The following is a 20923-nucleotide window of genomic DNA, read 5'->3' as shown; positions in this document are numbered from 1 at the left end:
TTCAAATCTCCCAGTCCGAGGCCAGTTCGTCCTCGAACTCTTCAATCTCGCTCTGTGTGATCTCTATAAGCCCCACGTCCGTGGGGGTCAGGCCGCCCGCGTCGGGCCGCTGGGCGTGCTCCACCAGAGCGGTCAGCGCCTCGAACCAGCCGTCGGCGAGCGCGCCGATCTCGTCCTCGGTGAGCACCGAGGGGGCCCAGGTCCACGTCGCCCCGAGGCGCGGCCCGTCCGCGCTCTCCTCGACGTACGCGGTGATCTCGACGGCGTGGGCCAGCGGGGTCGCCGGGTCCTCGCCCTCGGGGCGCGGGGCGTCGGAGGCCACCGACCAGTCGCCGGTCTCGCCGGGAACGAACCGGCCCAGGTAGTTGAAGCCGATGTCGGCGCTGCCGAGCCCCTCGAAGGCCGCGGCGGTCTCCGGGTTGAGGTAGCGCAGCAGCCCGTAGCCCAGGCCTTCCGACGGCACGGCCCGCAGCTGCTCCTTGACGTGCTTGAGGACGGTGCCGGCGGCGTGGCCGCCCGCGAACGCCTCGTCGAGGTCGACACCGGCGGTGTCCAGGAGCACCGGGTACAGCGCGGTGAACCAGCCGGTGGTGCGCGACAGGTCCGAGGCGCCGTCGCGTTCGCGGCCGTGGCTCTCCACGTCGACCAGGACGCGGGCGTCGGCGTCGCGGCGCCTGCGGGCCTCGGCCAGGGCGAGGCCCGCGAGCAGGACGTCGTCCACGCCCGCGCCGAACACGGCCGGGGCCGTGGTCAGCAGGTGCCCGGTGGCCCGGGCCGGCAGGGTGCGGCGCAGCCGCCGCGCGCCGGCGAGCACGTCCACCGCCGGGTCCAGCGGGCGTGAGCCCAGCCGGCCGGGTCCGCGCCGCAACGTGCCGGTCCAGTGGTCGAGTTCGGCCAGGGTGCGCGGCGCCGTGGCGCGTTCCGCGGCCCGCTCGGCCCAGCGGCGCAGTGAGGTGCCGCCGGCGCCGAGGTCGGGCGAGCGGCCCGCCCGCACGTCGGCCCACGCCCGGAACAGGTCGGGCAGCAGGATGCGCCAGGACACCCCGTCGATGGCCAGGTGGTTGACGGCCACCACGAGCAGGCCGGGCCGCTCTCCCCGGTCGAACCAGACGATCTCCACCATGGCCCCGTCGCGCGGGGACAGCCGGCCGACGGCGGCCTCGCCGTGGGCGCGCACCGCTTCGGTGAGTTCGGCCTCACCGAGGTCGGCGGCGGCCACCCGGAGCACCCGGTCCTCGGCCCGCACGGCGTCCGGCTCGGGGACCTCGACGGTCCAGGTCGCGGCGTCGCCCGGGTCGTCGACGGCCACCTTCAGGCGGAGGCTGTCGTGGCGGGCGAGCAGCGCCCCGACCAGGGCGTGCAGCCGGTCCAGGTCGAGTTCGGCGGGCGCGCGCAGCACGGTGGTCTGGTTGAACCGGTCGACCGGGACGCGCCGCTCGGCCAGCCAGTGCAGCATCGGCCAGGCGGGCAGTGCGCCGACGGCCTCGTCCGGTTCGGCCTCCTCGGGCTCCCCGGCCGCCGCGGCGGCCCGGGCCAGTTCGGCCACCGTCCGGTGGGTGAAGACGTCGGCCCCCGTGATCGCGAGGCCCTCCCGGCGGGCGGCGCTGACCAGCTGGATGGCCATGATGCTGTCGCCGCCGAGGTCGAAGAACGCGCTGTCGGCGTCGACGGAGTCCTCGGGCAGGCCGAGGACCTGGGCGAACAGCCGGACCAGCACCTCCTCTTCGGCGTTCGCGGCGGACCGGCCGCCGGCGCTGCCGAACTCGGGGGCGGGCAGCGCCCTGCGGTCGAGCTTGCCGATGGCGGTGAGCGGCAGCTCGGTCAGCTCGACGATCGCCGCGGGCACCATGTAGTCGGGCAGGGTGCGGCCCAGGTGGGCGCCGAGCGCGGCCCGGTCGTAGCCGTCGCCCGCCACGGTGTAGGCGACCAGGCGCTTGTCGCCCGGCCGGTCCTCGCGGACGATCACCGCGCAGGCGGTCACGCCGGGCCCCGCGGCGAGCGCCGACTCGATCTCGCCGAGCTCGATGCGGAAGCCGCGCAGCTTGACCTGCTCGTCGGCACGCCCGGCGAACTCGACCAGGCCGTCCGCCGTCCAGCGGGCCAGGTCGCCCGTGCGGTACATCCGGGTGCCGGGCGGACCGTACGGGTCGGCGACGAACCGGTCGGAGGTGAGGTCCGGGCGGTTCCAGTAGCAGCGGGCCAGACCCGAACCGGCCGCGTACAGCTCGCCGGTGACGCCCGGCGGCACCGGCCGCAGCGCGTCGTCCAGGATGTAGTGGCGCATGGCGTCCAGGGAGCGGCCGATCGGGACGCTGTGCGAGCGGGGGTCGAGCGCGTCCGGGTCGACGCGGTGGGACAGCGCCATCACGGTGACCTCGGTGGGCCCGTAGGCGTTGACGACCCGCAGGCCGGGGGCGTGCTCCAGGACGCGGCGCACGGCCGCCCCGGAGACCACGTCACCGCCGGTGGCGACCTGGCGCACGGCGGCGAACGCCTCCGGGATCTCCTGGGCGAGCACCCGGAAGAGACCGGCGGTCAGGAACAGCGAGGTGATCCCGGAGTCCGCGATCAGTGCCCTCAGGTCCGTGACGTCCAGGTCGCCGGGCGGGGCCACGAGGACCTCGCCGCCGCGCAGCAGCGGCACCCACAACTCCAGGACGGCGGCGTCCCAGGCGTGCGGGGAGTGCAGCGGCACCCGGTCGGTGACGCCGTCCCAGCAGCGGTCGGCGGCGAGCTGGACGATGTCCCCGTGGCAGATGGCGACGCCCTTGGGCAGGCCGCTGGAGCCGGAGGTGAACATCAGGTACGCGAGCTGCTCCGGGGCCACCGGCACGTCGGGTGCCCCGGCGGGCAGCGCCGAGAGGTCCGCCCCGGCGTGCACCAGCCCGGCCCGGACGTCCAGGCCTTCGGCCCGTCGCCGGCACGCCTCGTCGACGACGAGGAGCGGCGCCTGCACCTGGTCGAGGAGCCACACCAGGCGCTCGTCGGGGTTGGCCGGGCTGAGCGGCACGTAGGCGCAGCCCGCCTTGACGATGCCGAGCAGGGTGACGGCCAGCGCCGCCGAGCGCTCCATCAGGACGCCGATCCGCGCCTCGGGGGTGACGCCCCGGGCCAGCAGGGCGTGCGCGAACCGGTTGGCCCGCGCGTCCAGTTCGGCGTACGTGAGGGTGGTGCCGGCGAAGGTGACGGCGGGCGCGTCCGGGTGCTCGGCCGCCCGGCGCGAGATCGCCTCGGGCAGGCTCGCCGGGGCCACCGGGGCGGCGTTCTCCAGCCAGCTGCCGAGAATGTGCTCGCGCTCCCCGTCCACCAGCACGTCGTGGGCGGAGACCGGGGCGTCGGGCCGGTCGGTCAGGACGTCCAGGAGCCGCACCAGGCGGCGGGCCATCAGGCTCACCGTGCCGGCGTCGAACATGTCGGCGCTGTACTCGACGGAACCGCTCCAGTCGGCCGGCCCGCCGTGGTCGCCGATCCGTTCGGTCAGGGTGAAGGTGAGGTCGAACTTGGCGACGGAGGGCGCCACCGGGCGCGGCTCGACCGTGAGACCGGGCATCCCGGCGACCTCGGCCAGGGCGGTACCGCCGGCGCTGTCCAGGCTGAGCGCCACCTGGAACAGCGGGTGGCGGGCGGCGGAGCGCTCGGGGCGCAGCGCCTCCACCAGACGCTCGAACGGCACGTCCTGGTGGGCGAAGGCCGCCAGGTCGAACTCGCGCACCCGGCCGACCAGTTCCGCGAAGCTCGGGTCGCCGGACACGTCGGTGCGCAGCACCAGGGTGTTGACGAAGAAGCCGACCACGTCGGCGAGGGCCTCGTCGGGGCGGGAGACCACGGGCGAGCCGAGCGGGACGTCGGTGCCCGCGCCGAGCCGGGACAGCAGGGCCGCGAGTGCCGCCTGCACCACCATGAACGGGGTGGCCTTCAGCTCGCGGGCCACCCGGCCCACCCGCTCGTACAGCTCCCGCGGCACGGCGAAGGTGTGCCGCCCCGCACGGTGCGGTCCGACCGCCGGGCGCGGCCGGTCCACCGGCAGCGTGAGCTCCTCCGGCAGTCCGCTCAGCGCCTTTGCCCAGAAGCCGAGCTGCCGCGCCGTCTCGCCGCGGTCGCCGTCGCCCGCGCCGTCGGCGCCGTCGCCCAGCAGCTCGCGCTGCCACAGGGCGTAGTCGGCGTACTGGACGGGCAGCGGCTCCCAGTCGGGGGCCGTGCCGTCGAGGCGGGCCGCGTAGGCGGCGGCCAGGTCCCTGGCGAGCACGGGCATGGAGGTGCCGTCGCCCGCGATGTGGTGCACCACGACGAGCAGCACGTGCTCCTCGGGGCCGACCTCGAACAGCCGGGCCCGGACGGGGACGTCGGCCGTGAGGTCGAAGCCGGCGGCGGCACCGGCGGCGATCCGCTCGTCGAGGTCCTCCGCGCGCACCCGCACCACCGGCAGGTCGACCCGGGCCTCGGGCAGCACCCGCAGCCAGGCGTCGGCACCCTCGCCGCCCCGGTCGTCGACCAGGGTGCGCAGGCTCTCGTGCCGGGCCACCACGTCGCCGAGCGCCTCCCGCAGCCGGTCGGCGTCCAGGGCGCCGGTCAGCCGCAGGGCGATCGGGATGTTGTAGGCGGCGTCCAGGTCGCTGAGCCGGTCGAGCAGCCACAGGCGCTGCTGCGCGTGCGAGAGCGGGACCCGCTCCGGGCGCGGCCGCGCGGTCAGCGCGGCCCTGCCGGTGCCCGCGACGCCGGCGGCGCGCCGGGCCAGGGCGGCCGGGGTCGGGGACTCGAACAGGTCGCGCACCCCGAGCTCCGCGCCCAGCGCCGCCCGCACGCGGGTGACCAGGCGCATCGCGAGCAGCGAGTGCCCGCCGAGGTCGAAGAAGGAGTCGTCCACGCCGACCCGGTCCACGCCGAGCACCTCGGCGAAGGCGTCCACGAGGAGTTCCTCGGCCGGGCCCGAGGGGGCACGGCCCGCGGCGCGGACGGCGGCCTGAGGGGCGGGCAGCGCCTTGCGGTCGAGCTTGCCGTTGACGGTCAGCGGCAGCCGGTCCAGGACGACCACCGCCGAGGGCACCATGTGCGTCGGCAGCGCCTCGGCGGCCGCCTCGCGCAGGGCGGCCCCGGTGACCTGGCCCGCCGCGGAGCCGGTGACGACGTACGCCACCAGGCGCCGGTCGCCGGGGCTGTCCTCGCGGACCACGACGGCGGCCTGGGCCACCGGCTCCAGCGCCAGCAGCACCGACTCGATCTCGCCGGGCTCGATGCGGAAGCCGCGCACCTTGACCTGCGCGTCGGCCCGGCCCAGGTACTCCAGGGAGCCGTCGTGGCGGCGCCGGGCCAGGTCACCGGAGCGGTACATCCGGGTGCCCGGGGCGCCGAACGGGTCGGCGACGAAGCGGCCGGAGGTCAGCCCGGGCCGGTGGGCGTAGCCGCGGGCCACGCCCGCACCCGAGACGTACATCTCGCCGACGACGCCGGGCGGAACCGGCCGCAGCCGCTCGTCCAGGACGTGCACGCCGAGGTCGGGGATGCCGACGCCGATGGCGCCGACCACCCCGGCACGCACCTCGCCCGCGGTCAGCGCGCGGTGGGTGACGTGCACGGTGGTCTCGGTGATCCCGTACATGTTGACCAGGACCGGGCTGTCGTCGGCGTGCCGCTCGTACCAGGGCAGCAGGCGGGCCGGGTCGAGGGCCTCGCCGCCGAAGACGACGTAGCGCAGCGCGAGGTCGGCGCCGCCCGCCTCCTCGTCGGCGCGGATCAGCTCGTGGAAGGCGGACGGGGTCTGGTTGAGGACGGTGACCCGCTCCCGCCCGAGGAGCTCCAGGAAGGCGGCGGGCTCCCGGCTGACGGCGTGCGGGACCACCACGAGCCGGCCGCCGTGCAGCAGCGGGCCCCACAGCTCCCACACCGAGAAGTCGAAGGCGTACGAGTGGAAGAGGGTCCAGACGTCCTCGGCGCCGAAGCCGAACCAGTGGTCGGTGGCGTCGAAGAGGCGCAGCACGTTCCGGTGGGTGACCACCACGCCCTTGGGGGTGCCGGTGGAGCCGGAGGTGTAGATGACGTACGCCGCGTGGTCGGCCGCCGCGGTCGGCGCCGGGGCGGCGGGATCCCGTCCGGCGAGGTCGGCGACGACGCCCTCGTCGTCCAGGGCCAGCCAGGTGTCGTCGCCGCCGAGGGCCGCCACGGTGGCCCGGGTGCCGACGGTGACCACCGGCCGGGTGTCGCCCAGCAGCAGGGCCACGCGCTCGGCCGGGTAGGCCGGGTCGACCGGCAGGTAGCCGGCGCCGGACTTGAGGACGGCGAGGACGGCCACCACGAGGTCGGGCACCCGGGGCAGGGCGAGCGCCACGAACCGCTCGGGTCCGGCGCCGTGTTCGCGCAGCAGCGCGGCGAGCCGGTTCGCCCGGGCGTCGAGCTCCGCGTACGTCAGGGAGACCTCCCGGCCCCGCTCGTCCTCACCGGTGACGGCGACGGCGCCGGGCCGGGCTGCGGCGGCCGCCTCGAAGCGGCGCACGATCGTGTCACCGGCGTCGATCGGCCGGTACGGCTCGGCCGGGGTGTGCGCCCAGTCGGTCAGCAGCAGCCGCCGCTCGTCCTCGGCCAGGACGTCCAGGTCGGTCACCGGCCGGGCCGGTTCGGCGAGGGCGGCGCCGAGCAGCCGGACGAGGCGCTCGCCCAGGCTCGCCGCGGTCGGCGCGTCGAACAGGTCGGCGCTGTACTCCAGGTCCACGGTGATGCCCGCGGGGGCGCCCTCGTCGGTGTACTGCGGGCGCAGGTGCAGGACCAGATCGAACTTGGCCGTGTCCATGGTCAGGTGGAGCGGCTCGACGGCGAGGTCCGGCAGCTCCTCCAGGGCGTTCAGGGCGCTGGTCTCGTCGTCGCCCCATTCGACGACCACCTGGAACAGCGGGTGCCGGGCGGCGGAGCGCTCCGGGCGCAGGGCCTCCACCAGACGCTCGAACGGCACGTCCTGGTGGGCGAAGGCGGCCAGGTCCGTCTCCCGTACCCGGCCCACCAGTTCGGCGAAGCTCGGGTCGCCGGACACGTCGGTGCGCAGCACCAGGGTGTTGGCGAACAGACCCACCACGTCGGCCAGGGCCTCGTGGGAGCGGCCCGCGACGGGGGAGCCGATCGGGATGTCGGTGCCGGCGCCGAGCCGGGACAGCAGGGCCGCCAGCGCGGCCTGCACCACCATGAACGGGGTGGCCTTCAGCTCGCGCGCCGTCCGGGCCAGGTCGCCGTGCAGGCCGGCGGGGATCGCCAGGCGGTGGCGTCCCGCGCGGTGCGGTCCCGCGGCCGGGCGGGGCCGGTCGGTGGGCAGCGTCAGCTCCTCCGGCAGCCCCGCCAGCGTCGTGCGCCAGTGGTCGAGCTGCCGGCCGAGCACGGAGTCCGGGTCGTCCTCCGCGCCGAGCACCGAGCGCTGCCACAGCGCGAAGTCCGCGTACTGCGGCACGTCGCCCGGGCGTTCGGGCGTCCCGCCGGCGAGGCGGGCGCGGTAGCCGGCGACGAGGTCGCGGGCGAGCACCGGCACGGAGGCGCCGTCCGCGGCGATGTGGTGGACCACGACGAGCAGCACGTGCTCCTCGGCGCCGACCGTGAACAGCCGGGCCCGCACGGGAGCTTCGGCCGTCAGGTCGAAGGGGCGGGCGATGGCCGCGCGCAGGGCGCCGTCCAGCTCCTCGGCACCGACCTCGGCGCGCTCGAACGGCAGGCCGTTGGAGACGATCCGCTGGTAGGGGCCCTCCTCGTCCTCGGCGATCAGCGTGCGCAGGCTCTCGTGGCGGGCCGCGAGGTCGTCGAGGGCGGCGGCGAGCGCCGCCTCGTCGAGCACGCCGGTCAGACGCAGCGCCATCGGGATGTGGTACGCGGTGTCCGTGCCGTCGAAGCGGTCGAGGAACCACTGGCGCTGCTGCGCGTAGGACAGCGGCAGCCGGTCCGGGCGGGGCAGGTCGCCGGGGGCGGCGCCGGCGGGGCGCGGCCCGCCGGCGGCGAGCCGGGCGAGCTCCCGGACGGTGGGCGTCTCGAACACCTCGCGGACCCCGAGTTCCGCGCCGAGCACGGCGCGGACCCGGGCGACCAGGCGCATGGCGAGCAGCGAGTGGCCCCCGAGGTCGAAGAAGGAGTCGTCCACGCCGACCCGGTCCACGCCGAGCACCTCGGCGAAGACCCCGGCGAGCAGCTCCTCCGCGGGGCTCGCGGCCCCGCGCCCGGCGCCGGAGTCGTAGCGCGGTGCGGGCAGCGCGGCCTGGTCCAGCTTGCCGTTGACGGTGACCGGCAGCCGGTCGAGGACGACGACGGCGGCCGGGACCATGTGGTCCGGGAGCGCCTCGCGCAGCCGGGCCCGCAGCGCCGCCGGCACCACCGTGGCGCCCGCGGCGGGCACCGCGTAGGCGACCACCCGGCGGTCGCCGGGCCGGTCCTCGCGGACGACGACGGCGCTCGCGGCGACCTCGGGGGCCGCCACCACGGCGGCCTCGATCTCGCCCGGCTCGATGCGGAAACCGCGCAGCTTGATCTGCCGGTCGGCACGGCCGACGTAGACGAGCTGCCCGTCCTCGCGCCAGGCGACCTGGTCGCCGGTGCGGTACATCCGGCCGCCCGGGGCGCCGAACGGGTCGGCGACGAACCGCTCGGCGGTCAGCGCCGGCCGGTCGAGGTAGCCGCGCGCCAGGCCCGCGCCCGACACGTACAACTCGCCCACGACACCCACCGGGACGGGCTGCAGATGCGCGTCGAGGACGCGGACCGCGAGTCCCGGCAGGGCGGTGCCGATGGGCGGCACGCCGAACCCGGACAGCGGGGCGCTCATGGTGGCGCACACGGTCGTCTCGGTCGGGCCGTACGCGTTGACCATGTGGCGGCCGGCCGACCAGAGTCCGGCCACCTGCGGCGGGCACTGCTCACCGGCGACCGCCAGGCTGCGCAGCGTCGGCAGGTCCTCGGGCCGCAGCTCGCGCAGGGCGGCCGGCGGCAGGGTGGCGTGGGTGACGCCGTGCTCGGCGACGGTCCGCGCCAGCGGGGCACCGGGCAGCAGCTCCTCGCGCGAGGCCAGGACCAGGCGGGCACCGGCGAGCAGGGTGACGGCGACCTCGGAGACGAAGGCGTCGAAGCTCGGCGAGGCGAACTGGAGCACCCGGCTGTCCTCGGTGACGTCGAAGCCGGTGCGCTGGGCCCGGGCCAGGCCGGGGATGCCCGCGTGGGTGACGACCACACCCTTGGGACGGCCGGTGGAGCCGGAGGTGTAGATGACGTACGCCGCCTGCTCGGGGCGGACGGGCCGGACCAGTCCCTCGCCGGACAGGTCCAGCAGGTCCAGGTCGAAACGGGGGAGCCCGGTCCCGGGCAGTGTGGTCGCGGCCGTGGTGAGGACCAGTTCGGGCGCGGCGTCGGCCAGGGTCTGCGCGATCCGCTCGGCCGGGTGGGCCGGGTCGACCGGCACGAACGCGCCGCCCGCCAGGGCGACGGCGTGCAGGGCCACCACCATCTCGACCGAGCGCGGCAGCACGATCGCCACCCGCTTCTCGGTGTCCACGCCGGCCTCCGCGAGGACGCGGGCCAGGGCGCCGGCCCGGTCGGCGAGTTCGCGGAAGGTGACGGTCTCCGCATCGGTGACGAGGGCCGGCGCGTCGGGCGTCCGCCGGGCCTGGTCGAGGAAGAGCTCGGGCCAGGTGCGCGGGTCCGCGGCGTCCTCGGGGCCGTGGCCGAGCGCCAGGAGGTCCGCCCGGGAGGCGGGGGTGTGCCCGGAGATCCGGCCGACCGGGGTCGCGGGCTCGCTGACGACGGTGCGCAGCAGCCGGGGCAGCAGGTCGGCGATCTGCCCCATCCGCTCCTCGGTGAGCACGTCGGGGCGGTGGTGCAGCCGCAGCCGCAGGCCGTCGGGGCCGGGGCTCGCCTCCATGGCGAGGGTGTAGTGGGTGACGGCGTGGTGCGCGACCTCGCCGGCCTCCAGACCGGCGCGGCGGGCCACCGCCGTCAGGGCCGCCACGTCCAGCGGGTAGTTCTCGAACACCATGGACGTGTCGAAGAGTTCGCCGTGCCCGGCGAGGCGCCGGATGTCCACCAGCCCGAGGTGGTGGTGCTCCACGAGCTGGGCCTGTTCCAGTTGCAGCCGCCGGGCGAAGTCCCCGACCGGCTCGTCGGCGCGCAGGGTCGCGCGCAGCGGCACCGTGTTGATGAGGAGACCGACCATGTCGGCCGCTCCGGGCAGGTCGGCGGGACGGCCGCTGACGGTGACGCCGGTGACCACGTCGTCCCGGCCGGTGAGCCGGGCCACCAGCAGCAGCCAGGCGGCCTGGACGAGGGTGTTGACGGTGACGCCGAGGCGGCGGGCGGCGCCCTGCGCGTCGAGTCCGTCGACGGCGAGGTCGAGCCGGCCGGGCTCCTGCCCGGCCGGGGCGGGGCCGTCGGACAGGAGGGTGCCGCCGTCCAGGCCCGCCAGCGCCCGGCTCCAGGCGGCGCTCGCCGCGGCACGGTCCTGGCGGGCGAGCCACGCCAGGTGGTCGCGGTGCGGCCGGACCCGGGGCAGCGGGTCGCCCAGGTAGTGGGCCATCAGCTCGCGCATCACGATCGGCATGGACCAGCCGTCCCGGATGCTGTGGTGCGCGGAGACGACGAGGGTGTGGCGCTTCCCGAGGGAGGCCAGCGTCCAGCGGATCAGGGGCGGGCGGGTGATGTCGAAGCCGCGCCGGCGGTCGGCCGCGCACACGGCGTCGAGATCGCCCGCGTCGGCCGGCTCGACCTCGGTGAAGTCGAGGGGCGGGTCGCGGAACACCACCTGCGCGGGCGTGCCCTGGGAGGTGCGGCGGAACGCGGCCCGCAGCGCGGGGTGGCGGCGCTGCACCTCGGCGGCGGCGGCGCGCAGCCGGGCGCGGTCCAGGGGACCGGTCAGCTCCACGCGGAGCTGGGAGACGTACGGGTCGTCGGCGCCGTCGCCGTACTGGTGGTGGAAGAGCAGGCCCTCCTGGAGCGGGGCGAGCGGCAGCAGCTCCGCCACGTCACCGTCCGCCTCCAGCTCCCGGATCTCCGCCTGCTCCAGCGGGACGAGCAGGTCGGACGGGGTGTGCCCGCCGGCGCCCGGGCGCGTGCCGTGGGCGGCGAGGCCGCGCAGGGCGGTGTCCCACAGGTCGGCGAGGCGGGCCGCGTCGGCGTCGGAGACCAGGGCGCGGGCCCAGGTCCAGGTGGCGACCAGCTCCGGCCCGTCGGGGCCGTCGTGCGCCGCGACGTTCACCTCGACCGTGTGGGAGAGGGGCACCTCGGGGGCGTCGTCGGCGCCCACGGAGGCCAGTTCCCAGCCGGGTGCGAGGGCGCCGGCCAGGTTCACCCGGCCCAGGTAGTTGAACCCGAACTGCGCCTCGGGGAGTTCCGCGAACAGCGGCGCTGTGCGCGGGTCGCCGAAGCGGGCGAGGCCGTGGCCGATGCCCTGCCGCGGGGTGGCGCGCAGCTGCTCCTTGACGGTGCGCAGGGCGTCACCGGCGGCGTCCGCGCCCGCCAGGACGGCGCGCGGGTCGGCCTCCCGGGTGTCCAGGCGCACGGGGTGGGCGACGGTGAACCAGCCGACGGTGCGGGAGAGGTCGGCGCCCGGGACCAGGTCCTCGTGACGGCCGTGGCTCTCGACGTCCACCAGCAGGCCGGCCCGGTCGCCGCGCCACAGCGGCACGGCGGCGGCGAGCGCGGTCAGCAGTACGTCGTCCGGGCCCGCGTGGAAGGCCGCGGGCAGGTCCGCGAGCACCGCGCCGGTCACGTCGGCGGGCAGCCGCAGGGTCAGCCGTCCGGCGTCGCCGCGCAGGTCGAGGCCGGGGTCGAGGGGGCGGGGACCGATCAACGGGTCGTCCGCGGCGAGCAGTTCGCGCCAGTGGTCGGCGTCGTCGGCGGGCAGTGCGGTGAACGCCCGGGCCCAGTGGGCGAAGGAGGTGCCCACCGGCGCCGGGTCGGGCCGGCCGCCCGCGGCGACGGCCTCCCAGGCCGCGGCGAGGTCGGGCACGATGATCCGCCAGGACACGCCGTCGACGGCCAGGTGGTGCACGACGAGCAGCAGTCGCCCGGCCCGCTCGGCGCCCCGGTCGAACCAGACGGCTCGCAGCATGCGCCCGGCGGCCGGGTCGAGGCTGTCGCGGGCGGCGGCGGTGTGCTCGGCGACGAGGGCGGTGAGCTCCTCGTCACCGGCGTCCCCGGGGACGGCGACCCGGGTCAGCAGGGACTCGGCGAGGGCCGCGGGCCCGCCCGCGCCCACCGGCGTGACGGTGAAGCCGTCCGCGTCCGCGACGCGGATCCGCAGGCTCTCGTGCCGCTCCAGTACGGCGCCCAGGGCGACGGCCAAGTGCGCCCGGCTGGTCGGCGGCAGGGTCAGGGTGACCGACTGGTGGTACTGGGCGTAGCGGCCGCCGCGGGTGACCAGGCGGCGCATCAGGGGCAGCAACGGCGCGCTGTCCGACCCCTGTTGGGGCGCCGGGGCCGACGCAGGTCCGGCCTGGTCGGCCAGGGCGGCGGCGAGCCGGGCGGGGGTGCGGTGTTCGAAGACGTGGCGGGCGGAGAACTTCAGTCCTGCGGCCCGGGCGCGGCCGACGAGCTGGATGGACATGATGCTGTCGCCGCCGAGGGCGAAGAAGTCGTCCTGGACGCCCGCGTCGTCGCGGCCGAGCACCTGGCGGAACAGGCCGAGCAGGCGCTCCTCCAGCGGGCTGCCTCCGGCCTGGTCGGCCAGGGCGGCGGCGAGTCGGGCGGGGGTGCGGTGTTCGAAGACGTGGCGGGCGGAGAACTTCAGTCCCGCGGCCCGGGCGCGGCCGACCAGTTGGATGGACATGATGCTGTCGCCGCCGAGGGCGAAGAAGTCGTCCTGGACGCCCGCGTCGTCGCGGCCGAGCACCTGGCGGAACAGGCCGAGCAGGCGCTCCTCCAGCGGGCTGCCTCCGGCCCCACGGGTCGCGGTGCCGGTGGTGACGGCGGGCTCGGGCAGGGCCGCCCGGTCCACCTTGCCGTTGGGCGTCAGCGGCAGCTCGCCCAGGACCACGAAGGCGGCGGGCACCATGTACTCGGGCAGCGCGGCGCGCATCCGCGCCTCGACCTCGGCGGTGTCCACGCCGTCGGGCGCCACCAGATAGCCGACCAGACGGGCCTCACCCGCGCTGCCGCGGACGGCCGCGGCGGCACGCGTCACGCCGGGCACGGCCTCGGCCGCCGCCTCCACCTCGCCCAGCTCGATGCGGAAGCCGCGCACCTTCACCTGGTCGTCCACCCGGCCCAGGTACTCGATGGTGCCGTCCGGACGCTGCCGGGCCAGGTCGCCGGTGCGGTACATCCGGCTCCCGGCCGGGCCGAACGGGTCGGCCACGAACCGGTGCGAGGTCTGGCCGGGCAGGCCGAGGTAACCGCGGGCCAGGCCCTCGCCCGCGAGGTACAGCTCGCCCCGGGCACCGGGCCGCACCGGCCGCAGACCGCTGTCGAGCAGGTGCACCCGGGCGTACGGGAAGGGCCGGCCGATCGGGACCGGGCCGTCGGGCAGCGGCTGCCCCGGCTCGATCCGGTACTCCATGACGTTGACGGTCGCCTCGGTCGGGCCGTAGGCGTTGACCACCGTCGCCTCGGGGTGCGCGGCCCGCCAGCCGGCGAGCATCTCACCGCGCAGCGCCTCACCGCCGAGCACCAGGGTGCCGGACGGGGACACCTCCTCGGACAGCGTGTCGAGCAGCCGCAGATGGCTGGGCGTGCCCTTGAGGAAGGTGGGGCGTTCGGCCCCGAGCGCGTCCGGGAGTTCGGCCAGGTGCACCCGGCCGCCCGCGACCAGCGGGGTGTACAGGCAGGTCACGGTGAGGTCGAACGACACCGACGTGTGCGCGAGGGCGAGGCCCGCCGCGTCGGGGTAGGCCTCGGCGGCCCGGGCCGCGTAGGCGCCCAGCGCCCGGTGTTCGACCACCACGCCCTTGGGGCGGCCGGTGGAGCCCGAGGTGAAGATGACGTACGCGGCGTCCTCGGGGCGGGGGACACGGCCGACCGCGTCGGCCTCGGCGGCGCTGGGCCGCACGGTGGCCAGGCCCTCGGGCGCCAGGTCCGGGTCGGCGGTGACGGCCAGCGCCGGAGCGCTGTCCTGGAGGATGACGGCGATCCGCTCCGCCGGGTAGGCCGGGTCCACCGGCACATAGGCGGCACCCGACTTCAGGACGCCGAGCAGCGCGACCGGCAGGTCCACCGAGCGCGGCAGCAGCACCGCGACCAGGCGCCCGGGCCCGGCGCCGCGTGCGATCAGCTCGGCGGCCAGGGCGTTGGAGCGGCGGTCGAGCTGGCGGTACGTGAGGGTCTCGCCACCGGCCAGCACGGCGGGCGCGTCCGGGGTGCGGGCCGCCTGCGCGGCGAACAGCCCGGGCAGCGTGACCGCCGGGGCCGACGGCCCCTGGGAGCGGTCCGCCGGTGCCTCCTCGCCGGCCCGGGCGAGGCGCCCGAGCGGCAGCTCGGGAGCGGAGGCGAAGGCGCGCAGCGCGGCCAGCAGCTCCGCGGCGGCGGCCAGCGCGGTCTGTTCGTCCACCAACTGCGGCTGGTGGCGCACCCGCAGCCGCATCCGGTCACCGGGCTCGACGACGACGCTGATGGCGAAGTGGCTGCCGTCGCGGACCCGGGCACCGGCCAGTTCGAGCCCGGCGTCCCGCGCGCAGGCGGTGATGGCGGCCAGGTCCAGCGGGTAGTTCTCGAAACTGAGCAGGGTGTCGAAGAGTTCGCCCATGCCCAGGGCGCGCTGGATGTCGCCGAGCGCGACGTGGTGGTGGTCGAGCAGCGCGGACTGCTCCCGGCCCAGCCGCACGGCGAGGTCGCCGAGGCTCTCGCCCGGGTCGAGCCGCACCGACAGCGGCACGGTGTTGATGAACAGGCCCACCAGGTCGCCCGCGCCCGGCAGCTCGGCCGGGCGGCCGGCCACGGTGACGCCGAACAGCGCCTCGTCACGGCCGGTCAGACCGCGCAGCACCATCGCCCAGGCGGCCTGCACCAGAGTGTTGACGGTGACGCCGTACCGGCGGGCGACGGCGGCGAGGCCGGCCGTCTCCTCGACGGTCAGCAGGTGCTCCTGCCGGACCGGCTCCACCACCCCGGCACCCTGCCCGGTGGCCACCCGCGAAGGCTCCGTCACCTCGGCGAGCGCGGACCGCCACACCTCCAGGGACGCCTCGGTGCCGGTGCCGTCGAGCCAGGCCAGGTGGTCGCGGTAGCGGGCCCGCTCCCCGTCGTCCGGGACGGCCACCGCCTCCGCGGCGCCGTACTCGGTGAACAGGTCGCGCGCGACGATCGGCAACGACCAGCCGTCCACCACGATGTGGTGCAGGGTCAGGACGACCGTGCCGCCGCCGTCGGCGCGGCGCACCGCCGTGGCCCGCACCAGCGGCGGGCGGGCCAGGTCGAAGCGGGTGGCCCGGTCCTCGTCCAGGAGCGCGTCGAACGCGGCGTCGTCGGCGAGGGTCACCTCCCGCACCGGCACCCGCGGTGCCGCGTGCACCAGCTGCACCGACCGCTGGTCCTCCGTGGTGCGGAAGGAGGCGCGCAGCGCCTCGTGCCGGCCGAGCACCCGGTCCAGGGCGGCGCCCAGCCGCGCCGTGTCCACGGGAGCGGCGAAGTCGAGGACGACCTGGAGGGTGTACGGGTCCGCCTCGGCGTCGTCGAAGGCGTGGTGGAAGAACAGCCCCTGCTGGTTCGGCGAGAGCGGCAGCACGGCCTCCACACCGGGCTCGGCGGCCAGCCGCCCGGCCTCCTCGGCGGAGACGGGCAGCGTGATCCGCCGGGGCCCGGCCGCCGGCTCGTGGACGGAGCACACCTCGGCCAGCGCGGCCACGGTGCGCCGCTCGAACATGTCGCGGAAGCCGAACGAGACACCGCGGGCGCGGGCCCGGCTGAGCAGCCGGAAGCCGAGGATGCTGTCCCCGCCGAGCGCGAAGAAGTCCTCGTCGATCCCGACCGACTCCATGCCGAGCACCTCCGCGTAGAGCGCGCACAGCAGCTCCTGGAGCGGGGTCTGCGGACCGCGTACGGCCGTGCCGGAGATCACCGGGACGGGCAGTGCGCGCCGGTCGATCCCGCCGCCGGCGGCCGGCGGCAGGGTGTCCAGGGTGACCAGCACGGACGGGACCATGTAGTCCGGCAGGGCCGCGGCCACGGCGTCCCGCAGGTCCGACGGGTCGGTGGCGGCGCCCCGGCGCGGCACCACGTAGCCGACGAGGCGGCGCTCGCCGGGGGTGTCCTCGCGGACGACGGCCGCGGCGCGCACCACGTCGGGGTGGGCCGCGAGCGCGGCCTCGACCTCGGCCGGGTCGAACCGGAAGCCACGCAGCTCGACCAGGTCGCCCCGCTCCTGCCCGACGACCGGCCCGCGGTCGGGCACCAGCTCGCCGACCAGCGTGCCGGGGGCACCGGCGAGACGGGCGAGGGTGTCGGTGAACCGGTCGAGGAGGACCTGCGCGGCGGCCGGCTCGAACAGGTGGGGGCGGCAGGTGAGCCGGGCGGCCAGCCGCTCGCCGGGCACGGCGGTGAGGGTGAGCGGGTAGTGGTTGACGTCGGTGACGTCGGCCGCACCGGCGACCAGGCCGCTCTCCCGGGCCACGGCGTCCAGGGCCTCCCGGTCCACCGGATAGTTCTGGAAGGCGACGACGGTGTCGAAGAGGCCCGCGACACCGGCTGCCCGCTGCACCTCGACGAGCGGCAGGTACTGGTGGGCGAGGAGGTCGGCCTGGTCGTCCTGGACCGCGCGGGCCACCTCGGCCAGGGTGCGGCCGGAGCCCGGACGGGCCCGCAGCGGGACGGTGTTGACGAAGAGACCGGCCATCTCGGCGACACCGGGCACCTCGGCGGGGCGGCCCGCCACGGTGATGCCGAACACCACGTCGTCCTGGCCGGTCAGCTCGCGCAGCGCGACCGACCAGGCGGCCTGCACCAGGCTGTTGACGGTGACGCCGAGCTCGCGCGCGGTGTGCTCCAGGCGTCGGGTGGTGGCGGCGTCCAGCGCGCTCTCCAGCCGTACGGCGTCCCGCGCGGGGGCGTCGCCGGACCCGCCCACCAGGGTCGGACGCACCCCGGCGAGGGCCTCGCCCCACACGGCGGCGGAGCGCTCGTGGTCGAGGCCGGCCAGCCAGCCGAGGTAGTCGCGGTAGGGCCGGGGCTCGGGGCCGGCCGGCCCGCCCCGGTAGGCGCGCAGGGTCTCGCCGAGCAGGATCGGCACCGACCAGCCGTCGAGGACGAGGTGGTGACAGGTCACCACGAGCCGGTATCCGTCGTCGAGGCGCAGCAGGGCCGCGCGCAGCAGCGGCGCGGACGCCACGTCGAAGGGCTCGGCGGCCTCGGCCCGCAGCACCGCGTCGAGGTCGTCCGCACGGCCCCGCAGGTCGTGGACGCGCCACGGCACGGCGGCCCGGCCGCGCACCACGAGCACCGGCCGGCTCACACCGTCGTGGACGATCCCCGACCGCAGCACCGGGTGGCGGGCGACGACGGTGCCGAGGGCGGCGCGCAGCCGCTCGGCGTCCACCTCGCCGGACAGGTCGAGCCCGATGTGGACGGTGTAGACGCCGTCGCCGTGGCCGGCGGTGAGGCTGTGCACCACCAGGCCTTCCTGGAGCGGCGTCAGCGGCAGTACGTCCTCGACCCCGGGGTCGGTGAACAGCGCCGCCAGCTCGTCGTCCGGCAGCGGCGCGGGCAGCGCCGGGGCCGGCACCTCGCCGCCGGTGCGCTCACCCGCCGTGCAGGAGGGGGCGAGGCGGGCGACGGTGCGGGCCCGGAACAGGTCGCGTATCGCGACGGTGACGCCCTCGCGGGCGGCGCGGGAGACGACGCGGGTGGCCGACAGGGAGGTGCCGCCGAGCGTGAAGAAGTCGTCGTCGACGGTGACGGAGTCCAGACCGAGGACCTCCGCGTACAGGGCGCACAGCCGCTCCTCCAGCTCGGTGCGCGGGGCCCGCCCGTCGGGCAGGGAGATCCGCACGGGCGCGGGCAGAGCGCGTCGGTCCAGCTTGCCGTTGGGCGTCAGCGGCAGCGCGTCCAGGACCACGACGGCGCCGGGCACCATGTACTCGGGCAGGCGCTCGGCGAGGTGGGCGCGCAGGGCCGGTGAGTCGCCCTGCGGGGAGACGACGTAGGCCACGAGGCGCTTGTCGCCGGGGCGGTCCTCGCGCATCAGCACGGCGGCCCGCTCGACCGGCGGGTGGGCCAGCAACGCCGCCTCGATGTCGCCGAGTTCGATGCGGAAGCCGCGCACCTTGACCTGGTGGTCCAGGCGGGACAGGAAGGTGAGGGCGCCGTCCGGCTCGACCCGCACCAGGTCGCCCGTGCGGTACATCCGGGTGCCGGCCGGGCCGTACGGGTCGGCGACGAACCGCTCGGCGGTCAGCCCGGGACGGCCCCGGTAGCCGCGGGCCACGCCGTCACCGGCGATGTACAGCTCTCCGCTGTAGCCGGCCGGCACCGGGCGCAGCGCCCCGTCGAGCACGTACACCCGGGTGTTGAGGACGGGGGCGCCGAGCCGCACGGGACCGCCGTCGCGTTCGACCGGAGCGGTCATCGACCAGACGGTGGTCTCGGTGGGGCCGTACATGTTGGTGACGCTCGCGGCGTGCTCGGCCAGCAGACCGGCCAGGGACTGCGGCAGGGCCTCGCCGCCGGTCAGCACGCGCACCCCGGCGAAGACCTCCGGGCGGGTCTCGACCAGCGGCTGCCACAGGCTCGGGGTGGCCTGGACCACGGTGATCGCCTCGCGCTCGACGACGGCCCGCAGGGCGTCCGGGTCGAGCACCTCGTCACGGCTGGCGAGCACCACGCGGGCGCCGGCCAGCAGCGGCTGGAAGATCTCCAGGACGGCGATGTCGAAGCTCACGGTGGTGACGGCGAGCAGCCGGTCCTCGGGCCCGACCGGCACCGCGCGGGCCATCGCGGCCAGGAAGTTGTCCATCGCGGCCCGCTCCAGGGCGACGCCCTTGGGACGGCCCGTGGAGCCGGAGGTGTAGATGACGTACGCGGTGGACCGGCCGTCCTGCGGGCGGCCGAGCGGGCCCGGGTCGCCGGCCGTCCAGTCCACCGTGTCCAGCAGCAGGGTGGGCACCCCGTCCGGGACGTCGGTGCCGGAGGTGGTGACGAGCAGCTCGGGGCCCGCGTCCTCGAGGACCATCGCCCGCCGGTCGGCGGGGTGTTCGGGGTCGATGGGCAGGTAGGCGCCGCCGGTCTTGAGCACGGCGAGGAGGGTCACGACCAGACCGGCGGTACGCGGCAGCGCCACCCCGACGAGCCGCTCCGGGCCGACGCCGCGGGCGGCCAGGAGGCGGGCGAGCCGGTTGGCGCGGGCGTCCAGCTCGGCGTAGGTGAGCGTCTCGTCGGCACACAGCGCCACCGCGTCGGGACGCGCGGCGGCCCGCCGCTCGAACAGCTCGACGAGGCCGCCGGGCACCCGGCCCGCGGTGTCGTTGGGGGCGTGCAGCAGACGGCCGGCGGTGGCGGGGTCGAGCAGTTCGGCACGGCCGACCGGGGCGCCGGGGGCGGCGGCGAGCGAGGCGAGCAGGGTGAGGAACCGCTCCTGGTGGGCCGCGAGTTCGTCCTCCGAGTACAGCTCGGGGTTGGCCGCGATCTCCAGGCGGACCTCGCCGTCGGCGGGGTCGCCGAAGGTGGCCACCGCCAGGTCGGCCACCGGCCCGTTGGACAGCTGACGGGGAGTGGCGAGCACGTCGCCGAAGCGGACCCGGGCGTCGAAGGACATGGCGTTGACGGCGGTGCCGAACAGGGCGGCGTCGGTGCCGGTGAGGTCGCGGGCCTCGTGCAGTTCCTCGCGACGGAACCGCTGGGCCCGCAGCAGCGCGCCCAGTTCGGCGCGGACCGTGCCGACCAGTTCGGCGAAGGTGGTGCCGGGGGTGACGGTGACGCGCAGCGGCAGGTCGTTGGCGAGCATCGACGGGGTGGCCAGCGCGGCCGGGGTGCGACGGGCGGCCACCGGGATGCCCAGGACCACGTCGTCGACGGAGAGCATCCGGTGGTGGTACACGGCCGTGGCGGCGGCGATCACGGCCGGCCACGGCCCGACCGCGGTGAGCGGGCCGGTCAGCTCGCCCGGCAGGTCGGTGTGGCGGCGCAGGGCGCGGGGGGCCGGGCCGGCCGCGCCGTCGGCGAGGGTCTGGCGCTCCTCGGCCCCGGCGAGACGGGCGAGGAGGAAGTCGCGGTCGCTCGCGTGGTGCGGGGAGTCCCGGTAGGCGCGCTCCTCGGCCACGAGTTCGCCGAGTCCGCGGCGGCGGGCCGGGGCGGGTTCCTCCCCGGCGGCCAGGGCGGTGTAGACGCGGGCCAGGCGGTCCAGGTAGCGGGTCTGCCCGAAGCCGTCGAGGACGATGTGGTGGTAGCGCAGGTAGAAGAAGTGCCGCTCGTCCGACAGGACCAGCAGGGCGTGCCGGAACAGGGGACCGGACTCCAGGTCGGCGACGGTGGCGAGGTCCCGGTCCATCCAGGCGCGGGCGGCGGCCTCCGGGTCGGTCTCGGCCCGCAGGTCCACCAGGTCCACCGTGGCGTCCACCTCGGCACGGACGATCTGGAACACCTCGCCGTCGTCGCCGAACCGGGACCGCAGCGTGTCGGTCTCGGCCACCGCTCGCTCGACGGACCGGCGCAGCACCTCGATGTCGAGCGGAGCGGTGTCGAAGTGGACGGCGCACTGGTAGAGCGGGCTCTCCGGTTCCAGCCGCTGAGCCACCCACACGCCGAGTTGGGCGGCGGTGACCGGCAGGCGGACGTCGTCTCGAACCTCGGAAAGTGCCAACCGACTCACGCTCCCAGAACGGTGTACCAGTGCGGACCAAGGCGTCGGCCCATGACGGCGTGACGCTCCGAGCGGAGGATCCCGACGCCGCCTATCTCGCCCCTATAGGCGGCGCGGAAGCCGCCCCGCACACGGAAGCCGGGCCGTTCGCCTGAGAGGCCGAACGCCGCGCCCGGGGCGGGGGGATGTAAGTGAGGG

1 protein-coding gene is annotated in these 20923 nt (G+C 76.5%); it reads right to left on the bottom strand.

Translation table 11 applies throughout. The features are described 5' to 3' along the window. Position 1: 1 nt before the first annotated feature. Positions 2–20734 carry a non-ribosomal peptide synthase/polyketide synthase gene (locus tag ABZ948_RS28305; protein ID WP_359764111.1) on the bottom strand — a complete coding sequence of 6911 codons (20733 nt, stop codon included), beginning with the start codon at positions 20732–20734 and terminating at the stop codon, positions 2–4. Between the last annotated feature and the right edge of the window lie 189 nt (positions 20735–20923).

Source organism: Streptomyces olindensis, from assembly GCF_040645895.1.
Lineage (GTDB): Bacteria > Actinomycetota > Actinomycetes > Streptomycetales > Streptomycetaceae > Streptomyces > Streptomyces olindensis.
Note: the sequence above shows the minus strand (reverse complement) of the source record. Positions and strands in the feature narration are given on the sequence as shown.